This window comes from Halogranum rubrum, from assembly GCF_900114455.1.
Taxonomy (GTDB): domain Archaea; phylum Halobacteriota; class Halobacteria; order Halobacteriales; family Haloferacaceae; genus Halogranum; species Halogranum rubrum.
The window spans coordinates 367158-380287 of record NZ_FOTC01000002.1; the positions used below are offsets into that span (position 1 = coordinate 367158).

At 64.7% G+C, this 13130-nt stretch carries 14 protein-coding genes; 8 read left to right on the plus strand and 6 right to left on the minus strand.

Translation table 11 applies throughout. The features are described 5' to 3' along the window. Positions 1-54: 54 nt before the first annotated feature. Positions 55-747: a metallophosphoesterase gene (locus tag BM083_RS10145; protein WP_089869095.1), complete on the minus strand. Its 693-nt coding sequence runs from the start codon at positions 745-747 to the stop codon at positions 55-57. A 77-nt stretch (positions 748-824) separates the two neighbouring features. On the opposite strand from BM083_RS10145, the gene BM083_RS10150 reads away from it, so the two are divergent. Continuing rightward, positions 825-1604, plus strand: coding sequence for a DUF7839 domain-containing protein (locus BM083_RS10150; RefSeq protein WP_089869097.1), 780 nt, complete (start codon positions 825-827; stop codon positions 1602-1604). A gap of 1 nt (position 1605) precedes the next feature. Here BM083_RS10150 and BM083_RS10155 read toward each other — a convergent pair whose 3' ends face one another. Continuing rightward, positions 1606-2208, minus strand: a complete 603-nt coding sequence (locus BM083_RS10155; RefSeq protein WP_089869100.1) for a J domain-containing protein — start codon at positions 2206-2208, stop codon at positions 1606-1608. Between the two features lie 123 nt (positions 2209-2331). Continuing rightward, the gene (locus BM083_RS10160; protein WP_009366273.1) at positions 2332-2595 is read right to left on the minus strand and encodes an MTH865 family protein; all 264 of its coding nucleotides are present in this window, start codon (positions 2593-2595) and stop codon (positions 2332-2334) included. 114 nt (positions 2596-2709) lie between these two features. On the opposite strand from BM083_RS10160, the gene BM083_RS10165 reads away from it, so the two are divergent. After that, positions 2710-3762: a M42 family metallopeptidase gene (locus BM083_RS10165; protein WP_089869101.1), complete on the plus strand. Its 1053-nt coding sequence runs from the start codon at positions 2710-2712 to the stop codon at positions 3760-3762. A gap of 100 nt (positions 3763-3862) precedes the next feature. Continuing rightward, complete coding sequence (locus tag BM083_RS10170; protein ID WP_089869103.1) at positions 3863-4618, plus strand: plastocyanin/azurin family copper-binding protein; 756 nt, start codon at positions 3863-3865, stop codon at positions 4616-4618. Positions 4619-4707: 89 nt separating this feature from the next. Here BM083_RS10170 and BM083_RS10175 read toward each other — a convergent pair whose 3' ends face one another. Further along, the gene (locus BM083_RS10175; protein ID WP_009366270.1) at positions 4708-5763 is read right to left on the minus strand and encodes a glycosyltransferase; all 1056 of its coding nucleotides are present in this window, start codon (positions 5761-5763) and stop codon (positions 4708-4710) included. A 176-nt stretch (positions 5764-5939) separates the two neighbouring features. On the opposite strand from BM083_RS10175, the gene BM083_RS10180 reads away from it, so the two are divergent. Together BM083_RS10180 and BM083_RS10185 are read left to right on the plus strand one after the other, a co-directional pair. Further along, the gene (locus BM083_RS10180) at positions 5940-7742 is read left to right on the plus strand and encodes a S9 family peptidase (protein ID WP_089869106.1); all 1803 of its coding nucleotides are present in this window, start codon (positions 5940-5942) and stop codon (positions 7740-7742) included. 54 nt (positions 7743-7796) lie between these two features. Further along, positions 7797-8219: a universal stress protein gene (locus tag BM083_RS10185; protein ID WP_009366268.1), complete on the plus strand. Its 423-nt coding sequence runs from the start codon at positions 7797-7799 to the stop codon at positions 8217-8219. 9 nt (positions 8220-8228) lie between these two features. Here the strand turns inward: BM083_RS10185 and BM083_RS10190 are convergent, their stop codons facing one another. Further along, positions 8229-9851, minus strand: a complete 1623-nt coding sequence (locus BM083_RS10190; protein WP_089869108.1) for a succinylglutamate desuccinylase/aspartoacylase family protein — start codon at positions 9849-9851, stop codon at positions 8229-8231. 198 nt (positions 9852-10049) lie between these two features. Between BM083_RS10190 and BM083_RS10195 the strand changes: the two genes are divergently transcribed. From BM083_RS10195 to BM083_RS10205, 3 genes are all read left to right on the plus strand, one after another. Next, a complete protein-coding gene (locus BM083_RS10195; protein WP_089869111.1) occupies positions 10050-10469 on the plus strand; it encodes a cobalamin B12-binding domain-containing protein in 420 nt (139 codons plus the stop codon). A gap of 82 nt (positions 10470-10551) precedes the next feature. Then, complete coding sequence (gene meaB, locus BM083_RS10200; RefSeq protein WP_089869113.1) at positions 10552-11604, plus strand: methylmalonyl Co-A mutase-associated GTPase MeaB; 1053 nt, start codon at positions 10552-10554, stop codon at positions 11602-11604. A gap of 74 nt (positions 11605-11678) precedes the next feature. After that, positions 11679-12611 carry an alpha/beta fold hydrolase gene (locus tag BM083_RS10205; protein WP_089869115.1) on the plus strand — a complete coding sequence of 311 codons (933 nt, stop codon included), beginning with the start codon at positions 11679-11681 and terminating at the stop codon, positions 12609-12611. 18 nt (positions 12612-12629) lie between these two features. On the opposite strand, the gene BM083_RS10210 is transcribed toward BM083_RS10205, so the two are convergent. Continuing rightward, the gene (locus BM083_RS10210) at positions 12630-13085 is read right to left on the minus strand and encodes a hypothetical protein (RefSeq protein ID WP_089869117.1); all 456 of its coding nucleotides are present in this window, start codon (positions 13083-13085) and stop codon (positions 12630-12632) included. Positions 13086-13130 lie beyond the last annotated feature (45 nt).

Consider the following 13130-nt stretch of genomic DNA (forward strand, 5'->3'; position numbering starts at 1 on the left):
TCGAGTCGCGTCGAATCGGAAACAGCCGTCTCGTCTCTTCTCACTACTCACTACTCACAACATCTTCCGAAACTCGCCAAGCGGCGGAAACGTCAGTGTCTCGTGGCTGTCGGTGTCGTAGACGACGGGGCAGAACACGTCGACGTCGGTGACGAAGGGAGACTGAAAGTCGCTCGTCTGCATCGTGTTGACCGGGACGCCGGCGGCGAGACAGTTGAACGCAGGGAGCATCAGCACGTCGGCGTCGCGGTAGGTACCTTCGCCGAAGAGGAAACAGGGACGCCGTTGGCCCTCGATTTCGATGGCCGGATGGTCGTGGCCGACGACGTACCGTTCGGCGTCCTCGTCGACCGTTTCGTGGCCGTGACAGACCACGGTCCCGTCGGTGAGTCGGTAGCTCTCGTGGATAGGGCCGTCCCACACCTCCGAGAGCATCGTGTCGTGGTTGCCGGCAACGAGGACGAACGTCGCACCCGCGTCGTGACAGCAGTCGGCGAGTTCGTCCAGACTCGCGGTCACGGCGGGCGAGATCTGTGAGAAACTGTGGAGGACGTCGCCCGCGACGACCACGACGGCGGGTTTGTAGTGGGCGAGTAACCCGTCGAGTCGCTCACGGAGGTCCGCACGTTCGCCGAGCGGAAACTCCACGCCGGAGACTTCGTCGCGACCGACGTGGAGGTCGGCGACGACGAGCGTCTCTGGGCCGGCGAGAAACACGGCGCGGTCGCGAAACGACAGGTCGTGCACGATTTACCGTTTGCGTCGAACGGTAAATCGCTACCGTCCCACGTGGGTTTATACCGTATCCGACGTACTCTGGTCATATGAGCGGAGCCCTGGAGGACAAACGCACCGCGACGCGATTTCGCATCCTCGTCGAAATCGCCGACCGCCAACCAGCGGTGAGTCAGGGTGAGATCGCCGACGCCGTCGGCGTCACGAGCCAAGCCGTCAGCGAGTACATCCGTGACCTCGTCGACGACGAGTTGGTCGAGAAGGAGGGTCGCTCTCGCTACCGAGTGACGAAAGAAGGTGTCGACTGGCTGTTCAAGGAGGCGAACGCGATTCGGCGGTTCGCCGACCACGTCACCGAAGACATCTTAGAGAGTGTCCAAGAGGACGCCGCCATCGCCACCGACGACATCGAGACGGGCGAGACGGTGACGCTGTCGCTTCGAGCGGGCCTGCTCCACGCGACGCCGGGCGACGACGGCCCGGCAATCGGCGTGGCGACGACGGACGCCGAGGCGGGGACGGACGTCAGTGTCACCGGCTTCGAGGGCGTCATCGACTACACACCCGGCCGCGTGACGGTCTATCAGGTCCCGCCCGTGCGAGATGGTGGGAGTCGCCGTGTCGACGAGAGTGCACTCGGGCCCGCACTCGACGACGCGGACGTGGTCGTCGCCGCAGGCGTCGAAGCGGTGGTGACACTCCGCAGGATGGAGCGCGACCCCGCCGTCGCCGTCGCCGCGGGCGCAGTTGCGACCGAAGCGGCCGCTCGCGGTGAGGAAGTCGTCGTCGTCGCGACGACGGATGCAGTCGGACGCGTCACCGACGAACTCCGTGACGGTGACGTCTCCTACGAAGTCGCCGACGCCTGACTCAGTTCTTCTCTTCGGTGTGGTTCTTCGCCGTCGCGTACGCCTCGCGAAGCTGTTTGAACTCCGTTTGGTCGCCGCCGTGGTCGGGATGTGTCTCTTTGACCTGCGAGCGGTACGCCGTCTTGACCTCGTCACGACTCGCCGTCGACGAGAGCCCGAGTCGGTCGAACGCGGCGGCGACTGGGTCGGCGACGTCGGGGTCGAGGTTCCGTTCGGGTACTTCGAAGGGGAGACGCCGGCCGAGTTGCGCACCAGGCATCTCGTGTTCGCAGAGGACAGCGTAGGTTCCGGCGCGCTCGATGTGGAAGTACGCCTGCGCGTCGAACGTGATGGCGACGCCGCGGCTGGGGAGGTAGAACGCGACGGTGTGGCCGTGGACCGGGTGGTCCTCGGCGAACGGTTCGCCGATGGTCCGCAGGTAGTCGCGAATCTCGGCACGACGGCGCGTCGTCCCGTCGAACGTGTGAGAGGGGTCGATGGGTGCCGTCGGGTAGAGACGGTCCGCAGCGACGAAGATGCCGGCGACCACGACGGAGGCGGCGATCCCGACGCCGAGTCCAGTGAGGAGCCACGGCGGAAACATCGAGAGCCACTCGGGCAGCACTGTCGGTGCTAGGGCGTGGGAGCTAATATGGGTTGTCGTCGCTACGGAGTCACGTTACACGCCACCGGTGTCGGTGACGCGCCGCTGGGACGCGAAACAGTGAGAAAAGACGGTGCTGCCGGCTCAGAGGACGCCTTCTGCGCGGAGCCCTTCCATCACGTCGTCGACGAGGGTCTCCGGGGAGTCGTACGGGAAGTCTTGGTGGTCTCCGAGCTTTGCGGCCATCTCCATCGCGGTGAAGCTGACGTCGCCGGCTTCGAAGCGGGTGCCCGGTCCGTTCGGGAGGGCGGGAACGAGTGCCATCTGGTTCTTGACGGGGTAGTCTGCGCCGCTGAACGCTTCGAGGAGCTGTTCGCGGATTTCGGCTTCGGTCTCGTCGTTCGACATACCCTCTCATGCACACAACGGGCGCAAAAGCGTTCCGGAACCACGGTAAACTCGTTGGGAGTTCTCACCGGCGGAACGAGATGGCTTTTTGCGCCGACTCTGCCAAGACGACACATGGACGCCGAGTTCGACTTCGAGCTTCTCAGAGAACTGACAGAGACCAGTGGTGTGCCGGGTTACGAAGAGCGACTCCGCGACATCGTCCGCCGTGAGTTCGACGGCGTCGTCGACGAGGTACGCTCGGACGCGATGGGTAACGTCGTCGGCACCGTCGAGGGGTCGAGCGACTACAGCGTCGTCGTCGCCGCGCACATGGACGAGATTGGTTTCATGGTCAAACACATCACCGACGACGGCTTCCTCCAACTCGACGCGCTCGGTGGCTGGGACCCGCGCGTCCTGAAGGCTCAGCGCGTGACCGTGTTGACAGAGAAAGGTGACCTTCCGGGCGTCATTGGCGCTGTCCCTCCGCACACGCTCACCGACGAGCAGAGAGAGAAGGAACCGAAAGTCGAGGACGTCTACGTCGACCTCGGTCTGCCGAGTGAAGCGGTCGACGAACGCGTCTCCGTCGGCGACCTCGTGACGACTGCGCAAACCACCGTCGAACTCGGTAACCACGTCACCGGCAAGGCGCTGGACAACCGCGTCTCGGTCTTCGCGATGCTCGAAGCGGCCCGTCGCCTCGACGACCCCGGCGTGACGGTCCACTTCGTCGCGACAGTTCAAGAGGAGGTCGGCCTCCGCGGTGCGGAAGCCATCGGCGTCGACCTGGACCCGGACCTCGCTATCGCCCTCGACACCACCGTCGCCAACGACGTGCCGCCGTTCAAGTCGCCGGAGTACGTGACCAAACTCGGTGACGGCGCGGGTATCAAGCTCAAAGACTCCAGCGTCATCACGAACCGAAAGGTCCACCGTCGCCTGCGCGACGTCGCCGAACGCGAGTCGATTCCGTTCCAACTCGAAATCCTCCCCGCGGGTGGGACGGACACGGGCGGTCTCCAGCGGACGTCCGGTGCGACACCTGCTGGAGCTATCTCGGTGCCGACGCGCTATCTCCACACCCCGACCGAGAGTGTTCACCAGTCGGACGTCGTCGCCACTATCGACCTTCTGACGGCGTTCCTCGACAGCGAGACGGGCGAGCACGACTACACGCTTTGAAGTAGGCGAGAGCGGACAGTCGGCTTCGACGGAAGTCGCGACCGCTCCCGACGCGAGCGGAACCAAAGTATTCACTATGGCCGACCCCTAAGCGCCGACAATGACCGACGGCAACGCAGGTCTCTCGCGGCGTGCCTTCCTGACGGCAGCGGGGACCGCAGTGGCGGCAGCCGGGACCGCGGCCGCCCAACAAGAGGGTAACGGGACCGCGACGGGGAACCAGACGACGACTGCGAGCGGCGGCAACGCGACGACGACGGCCGCCGGAAACGAGTCGGCCGGCAACGCGAGTGCCGGCGGGAACACCACCGCTGGCAATCAGTCCGCAGGTGGCAACCAGTCGGGAGGCGGCAACGAGTCCGGCGGCGGCAACCAGTCCGGCTCCGGCGGGTCGAGCGGTGGGATGTCCAAGACGGTCATCGTCGGTCCCGGCAACGAACTCGTCTTCGACCCCGCAGAGGTCGAAGTCACGCCCGGGTCGACCATCACGTGGGTCTGGGAGTCCGACAATCACAACGTCGTCCCCGAGTCGGTTCCCGAGGGAGCATCGTGGGAAGGGACCGGCGGCGACAGCGAAGTCTTCAACACCGGCCACGAGTACTCTCACACCTTCGAGACCGAAGGTACCTACGAGTACTACTGCGCGCCGCACCAGAGCGCCGGCATGGTTGGCTCCGTCTCCGTGAGTCAGGATGCCGGCAGCAGCGGTGGCGGCGGTGGCGGCGGCCCGCCGACGGTGCCCGACAGCGCGAAGTCCCTCGGCGTCGCGACGACGTTCTCGATGATTGCGACGCTCGGTCTCGCCTACTTCTTCATGAAGTTCGGCGGCGACTACGGTACCGAGCAACAGCAGTAATCGTCTCTCCTCTCTCTCTCTCGCGCGCAATCGTCTCCAGCGACGGCACTCCTCGTACTCGTTTTTGCACCGACCGGCGGGCCGGCGACTCAGAAGAATCCGTAGTCGTCAACGACATCCCGGTAGCACGCCAGATACTGCTCGAGTATCTCGCCGTGGTCGAACGACGCGAACGACTCGTCGAACGGCAACCGCTCGACGGTTCTGGCGGCGACGATTTCGTCGGCGAGTTCCTGTGGGTTCGTCACCAGTCTCCCCCGCTCTCGTCCCTCGACGAGTTCGTGGGCGCTCGACCCGGCTTGGTACTCGACGATACCGACACAGCCAGCGGCGAGCGCCCACAGGAGGTTCGTCGGGAACGCCTCGTGGGTTGCCGTCTGTGCGAAGACGTGTGCCCCCTTCAGCACGGAGACGCGCGCTTCGTCCGAGAGTGAGCCGAGAAAGTCGACCCGGTCGTCGATACGGAGGTCACGAGCGGTTCGCTCCGCTCGCTCGCGTTCCGGCCCGTCGCCGACGACGGCGGCACTCCACCCTTTCTCGCGTAACTCGGCGAGAGCGAGCAGGAACCCTTCGACGTTGGCCGCCTCGTCGAGATGTCGCGCGTAGACGACGTCGAACCGGTCGTCGACGGGCGCGTCTCGGACGAGCGAGAGGTCGACGCTCTCGGGAATCACCCGAACGTCGTCGGCGTCGGCCCCGTACTCGCGGACCTGCGTCCGAACGGTCTCGGAGGGTGTGACGACGGCGTCTGCCTTCCTCGCGGCACGCCGGTAGTTCGCAGGCGACCCGGCACCTTCGCTCCACCAGTCGACGACGACGGGGACGCGAAGCAAGCGCGCCGTCGTCTTGGCCGCGACGACGCCGGAGGGGGGTGTGTTGACCGCGTGGACGACGTCGGGCGAACTGCGTTTCAGCGCGAACGGGAGTTTCGACGCGAACGCCTTCGCGCTCGGGTCGTCGGTGACTGCACGGTACAGCACGTCTTCGTGTTCGAACTCGGGAATCGTCCCCTCCCACCACTGCGAACAGAGGACAGTCACGTCGTGGCCACCTGCGGCGAGGTGACGGGCGATACGTCGCGTGCGGCGGGTGGCCGGCGTCTCCTCGTGATACGCCGTGACCATCGCAACGAACGCGACTCGCATAGTCTTCGCTTGGTGTCGAACGGTAAAAATCCATTTCTTTTCCAGACTGACGCGTACTCCGACACGACGGGCAACGATAGAGGCTGTGTCGACACCGACGCGACAGCCCACGAGTGGCCGCCCGCGTCACCACTGTCACCCAAAACCGTTTGTCCTCGCGGGTGGACACTCGACACATGTACGATATCGAACGCTATCTCAACATCCGCAGCGCCTACGGTGGGTCGTTCTCGCCGAACGGCGAGACGCTCTCGTTTCTCATGGACACGACGGGCACCTCGCAGGTGTGGAGCATCGACGGTCCCGGCCAGTGGCCCGACCAGCACACCTTCTACGACGAACGGGTCACCTTCGCGTCGTGGTCGCCCGAACGCCGCGAACTCGCCTTCGGGATGGACGAGGGCGGTAACGAACGCGACCAACTCTACCTCCTCGGCCCCGACACGGGCGAGGTGACGAACCTCACCCAGCGAGCCGACGCCAAACACTGGTGGGGTGGCTGGAGTCACGACGGCGAGCGCTTCGCGTTCACGTCCAACCGCCGAGACAACTCGGTGTTCGACGTCTACGTGCAGGCCCGCGACGCCGTCGGCAACGACGCCGAACTCGTCTACGAAGGCGACGGTTGGTTGAACGTCGGTGGCTGGAGTCCCGACGACACGCGCCTCATCGTCACCGAGGCGTACTCCAACTTCGACCAAGACGTGTACGTCCTCGACATCGAGTCGGGTAAGTTGACTCACGTCACGCCCCACGAGGACTCGATTCGCTACCAGAGCGTCACGTGGGGTCCGGACGGCGAAAATCTGTATCTCGTCACCGACGACGGTGCAGACACGCTCTATCTCGCCCGTCTGGACCTCGACACGCGCGAGATGACGATGGTCGAAGAGGGCGGCGAGTGGGAACTCGACGGCGTCGCCATCGACCACGACACTGGCAGATTGGTCTACTCACAGAACGTCGACGGCTACACCGAACTCGTCACCGGGACGTTCGCCGACCCCGACACCGTCGAGACGTTCCCGCAACCGGACCTCCCGCACGGCATCGCTGGCGGGGTCAGTTTCGGTCCCGACGCCGAACGCTTCGCCCTCACCGTGACGGGCAGTGCGGACAACACCAACGTCTACGTCGTCGAGATGGAGACCGGTGAAGCCGAGCGCTGGACGTACGCCGCGACGGCGGGTATCCCCCGCGAGAGCTTCGTCGAACCCGAACTCGTCCACTACCCGACGTTCGACGGACGGCAGATTCCGGCGTTCTTCACGCTTCCCGAGACAGACACCGGCCACGGCGAGACGCCCGTCATCGTCGACATCCACGGCGGGCCCGAGTCGCAGCGTCGTCCCTCCTTCAGTGGCGTCAAACAGTACCTCGTCCAACACGGATACGCCGTCTTCGAACCGAACGTTCGCGGCTCTGCGGGCTACGGAAAGGCCTACGGTCACCTCGACGACGTGGAGAACCGCATGGACTCGGTGAAAGATATCGAAGCGGCCGTCGAGTGGTTGCACGACCATCCCGCGGTAGACCCGGACCGCGTCGTCGCGCTCGGTGGCTCCTACGGCGGGTTCATGGTACTCGCCGCGCTCACCGAGTACCCCGAACTCTGGGCCGCCGGCATCGACATCGTCGGCATCGCCAACTTCGTCACGTTCCTCGAGAACACCGGCGAGTGGCGTCGCGAACTCCGCGAGGCCGAGTACGGCTCTCTCGAAGACGACCGCGAGTTCCTCGAATCCATCTCGCCGATCAACAACATCGACGCGATTCAGGCGCCGTTGTTCGTCCTCCACGGCGAGAACGACCCGCGCGTCCCCGTCGGCGAGGCAGAACAAATCGTCGAGAAGGCACGCGAGCAGGGTGTTCCCGTGCGGAAGCTCATCTTCGACGACGAGGGCCACGGCTTCTCGAAGTTGGAGAATCGCGTGCAGGCGTACACCGAAATCGTCGACTTCCTCGAAGAACACGTCTGACTCTCTGACAGAGGGTAGCAACGGTCATCGTGACACGGCGCGTACTGTTCGGGGATGTACACTGACATCCTTCTCCCGACTGACGGTACGAAAGGCACGAAGCGAGCGGTCGCCCACGCGGTCGAACTCGCCGCGGCGCACGACGCGACACTCCACGCACTCTACGTCGTCGACACCGGGCAGATGGGGTTCGTCGCGATTCCCGGCGACATCGGAGAGACCAAAGACCGTCTCAAAAAGCGCGGCGAAACGGTACTCGGCGACGTCGTCGCCGACGCGGAGGCGGCCGGCGTCGACTGTGTGACGACTGTCGCGTCGGGGATTCCCGAAGAAGAGATTCTGGAGTACGTCGACGAACACCACGTCGACCTCATCGTCATGGGAAAGAGAGGAATGCTCGACCCCGACAGACATCTCCTCGGGAGTACGACCAATCGAGTGCTCAAGCAGACAGGAATCCCCGTTCAGGCGGTCTGAGTCGGCTGATTACCCTTCGATGACGAGGTAGCCGACGTCCTCTTCGCCGTGCGTCCGATCGGTGTCCGCGCTGTCTTCCTCTTCGACGAACACGTCGACGCTCGACGAGGTGAGGTTCCGGTAGCGAAGGCCGCAGGGCTGTGAGTCGTTGAGCGACTGGACGCCGGCGACGAACACGGGGTTGTCGTACGTGCGCTCGAACTCGATACGGTGCCAGGAACTACGGACGCCCTTCTCGACGCCCGCTTCGAACAGTCGGTCACCGATGGTGCCCGTCCCACGCTCGATGGCGATCCAGCCGACCTGTTCGGGGTCGTGGTGCTCGCCCGTCTTCGCTTCCTCCATCTGGAGGTAGACTTCGAAGCCGTCGGTCCACGGACCACGGGTCCGGGTGACGACGGGCGTCGAGTCCGAGACGGTCTGCGCCTGTGTGAGGACGACCGGCCGGTAGTCGAACCGTTCGTCGAAGCGGACGACCGTCTTGTCGGTGTCGGCGGTGACGGTTCCCGCCTCGACTTTCGTTCCGTCGGCGAGCGTGTGCACACCGGGTTCGAGGGCGAACACGCCGCTGTGTTCCTCGTAGTGACGGCCGTTCTCGTTGGCCCACTCCTCGATGCGGCACTCGAAGTCGCTCGCGGTGACGCGGCGGAGGCGGGGGTGGCAGGGGTCGTCACCGACGATGGTGAGCGGTTTCGCGATGACGACGGGTGTGTCGTCGTGGCCGCTGAGGGAGTACTGCTGCCACACGTCGTCGAGTTCGACGTTCATCGCGGTGAACGCCGGGTCGTCGGTACCTGACGGTTCCGAGGCGCTGACAGTGTCGTCGTCTCCGTCGGCAAGGGCGCCACGAGGCAGGCCGATCTGGTTCATGACGTGTTCGACAGCGAAGAGGTGCCACTTGATTTGGTCGTCCAAGTCGGCTTTCTCGGTCGTCTCACAGATGAACCCCGGTCGGTCGAGCATCCCGGCGACGCGGTGCATCAGCATGTGACGGTCGGCGTCGAGCGTGTTCCCCATCTGGAACGCGATGTCACCGGAGAGGTCGTAGTAGTCGTTGAGCGCCCTGGCAGCCTTCTCACCGCGGTAGCGCGCCGGAACGGTCCACGTCGGGAACAGCGCCTGCCCGACGCCGCCGTCGCCGGACTGGTAGATACCCCGCGAGGAGTGGAGGTCGAACATGTAGTCGGGGTCGTGCTTCACGACTTCGTTCCAGAGCGCCTGCGCGAGTGGGTGCATGCAGTCGCCGCCCAAGGGCGGGAACACGCGGTTCATGTCGATGCCGTCGTAGGTCCGACTGCCGGCCTCGATGGCGACGACGTGACTGCGCGGGATGACGACGAGTTTCCCGCACTCGACACCCCACTGTGCAATCGTGTCGGCGGCGAGGTAGCCGGCCCGTTCGTCGCCGTGGAGTCCGGCCACGACCATCATGGTCGGACCGTCTCGACCCGAGTCGACGACGAATACGTCGGTCTCGTGCTCCGTTCCAGACATGATGGTGTAACTGGTGCGTCCGGCCGCAGCGACCGGTGAGGAGAGTGCCGGGAGTGTAGCGAGTCCGATGCCGAGTGCCGTCGCACCGCGGAGGAACGCACGCCGACCGACTGTTGGGGAAGAGCTGTTTCGGGTCATAGTAGTACAGCAGATAGTCTGTAAATCGAGTATATCACCTCGCGCTAACGGGACGGTAGACACGGACAGTAACCGATGAGAAACTAGGTGGCCTTGCAACGAGGGTGAACAGCCTCTCTCGTGTACGGGCCACAGGACGTTCAGGAACGTCCGTGATATCCGTTAGAGTCAAACCGACCCACGGCGAACCACTGCAGTATGAGCGCAGACCAAGAGCAGCGAGCGATTCGGTGTCTCGTCGCGAAGGTGGGACTGGACGGTCACGACCGCGGCGCACACGTCATCGCACGGGCGTTCCGTGACGCGGGGTTCGAGGTCATCTACTCGGGACTTCATCGAGCACCGGACGAAATCGTCCAGGCGGCAGTCCAAGAGGACGTCGACGTCCTCGGCATCTCCATCCTCTCGGGAGCGCACAACACGCTCGTTCCGAAGGTCATCGAGGGCCTCAAAGAGTACGACGCCTTCGAGGACACTCTCATCATCGTCGGCGGCATCGTCCCCGACGACGACAAAGCGAAACTCAGAGAACTCGGGGTCGCCGAAATCTTCGGGCCGGGAACGCCGATGAAACAGACCATCGAGTTCGTGCGAGAGAACGTCCACGAGCGAACGTGATGATACGGCACGTTTCCAGCCGTAGCAGTGCGAACGTGATGACACGGCACCTTTCCAGCCGTGGCATGAGGAGCGTAATCAGATGAGTCGAGCCGCACAGCGCGAACTCGTCGAGGAACTCCTCGACGGCAAGCACCGAGCGCTCGCGCGGGTCATCACGAAGATAGAGAACCGCTCGCCGGGCTACCGCGACGTGGTGTCGGCACTCCACGAACACACCGGCGACGCCGACGTCATCGGCATCACCGGGAGTCCGGGAGCGGGGAAGTCGACGCTCGTCGACAAACTCGCTCGAACCTACCGCGACGCCGGGTTGACCGTCGGCGTCATCGCCGTCGACCCCTCGTCACCTTTCACCGGCGGGGCGGTTCTCGGTGACCGAATCCGGATGGCGTCGAACGTCGGCGACATGGAGGTGTTCTTCCGGTCGATGAGCGCCCGCGGGCAACTCGGCGGGTTGTCGACGGCGACTGCAGACGCGGTGAAGGCGCTCGACGCCTTCGGCAAGGACAAGGTAATCATCGAGACGGTCGGCGCGGGGCAGAACGAAGTCGACATCGTCCGCACCGCCGACACCGTCACGGTGCTCGTCCAACCTGGCAGCGGCGACGACGTCCAGATGCTCAAAGCCGGCATCTTGGAGATAGGGGACGTCTTCGTCGTCAACAAAGCCGACATGCCGAGTGCGGACCGCACCGTCGCAGAGTTAGAGGAGATGATTCACATGCGCAACGACCCAACCGCGAACCTCGATTTGGGCCACCACGGCTTCGAGGAACCGGAGGTCGCCGTCGAGGACGAGGAGGAAGAAAACGACCGTTGGACCCCGCAGGTCGTCAAGACCGTCGCCAAAGACGGCGAGGGCGTCGAGAACCTCGTCGACGTGCTCGCCGAACACCGCAACTACCTCGAAGAGACTGGCCGACTGGCCGCGAAAGCGCGGATGCGCTACGCCGAGGAGATTCGGCAACTCCTGCGTGAGGACACCGCCCAACTCTTGGAAGCCGAACTCGACCGCCGCGGCGGCGTCGAGTCCTACGCGGCCGCCGTCTACGACCGCGAGACGGACCCCTACACCGTCGCCGACGAACTCATCGAACCGCTCGCCGACTGTGTCGAAGAGCGGCGCGACTAACGACAGCACGGCACACTGTTTCTACGCCTGCGTCGGGGTCAGAGTATAAGTTCGGCCCGAGCGACAGTGTGGATATGAAACTCAGCCGAGCAGTCGGTATCACTGCTGTCGGTCTCGGGTCCGTGGCGCTGGTCAATCGAACACTCCGGGAGCGCGCCGGCGAACTCGACGCCGCTCTCCCCGGCGACCAACACACTTACCGCTGGCGCGGAATGGACGTCGCCTACACGGAGGCTGGCGACCAGTCGAACCCAGACCTCGTCTTCCTCCACGGCATCAACGCCGCCGGGTCCAGCGGCGAGTTCCGCGACGTCTTCGGCGAACTCGCCGAGGACTACCACGTCGTCGCGCCCGACCTCCCCGGATTCGGTCGTTCCGACCGCCCGCCGTTACGCTACTCGGCGGCGCTCTACGAGGACTTCGTCGACGACTTCCTCGCCGAGTTCGACAGTCCGATGGTGGTTGCCTCGTCGCTGACGAGCGCCTACGTCACCGCCGTCGCCGCGGAGAGCGACATCTCACGACTTCTGCTCGTCTGTCCGACGTCGAAGGCCGGTCCCGAACCGAATCAGGCGCTCCGCGAACTCGTCCGCTCGCCGCTCGTCGGCGAAGCGCTGTTCAACGGTCTCTCGTCGAAGCCGTCTATCCGCTACTTCAACGCGGACCACGGTTACTACGACACGTCGGCAGTCAGCGACGAGTGGATGGACTACGAGTGGCGAACGAGCCACCAGCAGAACGCCCGGTTCGCGCCCGCCTCGTTCATCAGCGGCTACCTCAACTCCAACGTCGACCTCGCGGCGACGCTGGGGAACCTCGACATCCCCGTCACACTCGTCTGGGGTCGCGAAGCGGACATCGTTCCGCTCTCGGAGGGTCGCGAGTTGGCCGACGAAGCAGACGCCCGCCTCGTCGTCTTCGACGACGCGAAACTCCTACCACACGTCGAACACGCGGAGGCGTTCGTCGAGACGCTCCGGCAGGAACTCGCGGTCGACGCGTCGTAATCCGGCGCTCACCGTCACCTACTCGTGTAGCAGACCAATCGTCATCAGCGCGGCCGTCGACGACAGCGTGCCGACGACGACGACCCAAAGCGACCACTCCTCCGGGACGACACCGGACGCGACGGCGACGAACGACCCAGCGCCGACTGCGGCGAGGACCACGACGAAGAGTCTGTCGTACGTCTCGTCGTACTCGAACTCGGTCCGTTCTTCCGGGTCGAGACTGTAGGGCAAGTAAGTCGCCCGTTCGATACCGTTCTCCGTGCGCACTGCCCGAAGCGTCCACCGGCCTCTCGCGAGGACCGCGCCGAGGAGACCACCGACGAACAGACCGGTGAGGAACCCCGTCGTCCCGCCGACGAGCGCTAAGCCGAGTCCGGCGACGACGGCCGGCAGGAGAAGGAGTGCGAGCGTCTCGCCCACGTCGAGAGCGACGAGACGAGGTTCACGGTCGAAGAACTGGTGGAGGGCCATTGTCGAGTTGACAGTTCGACTCCATCGGAGAAAAATATTTGCCGC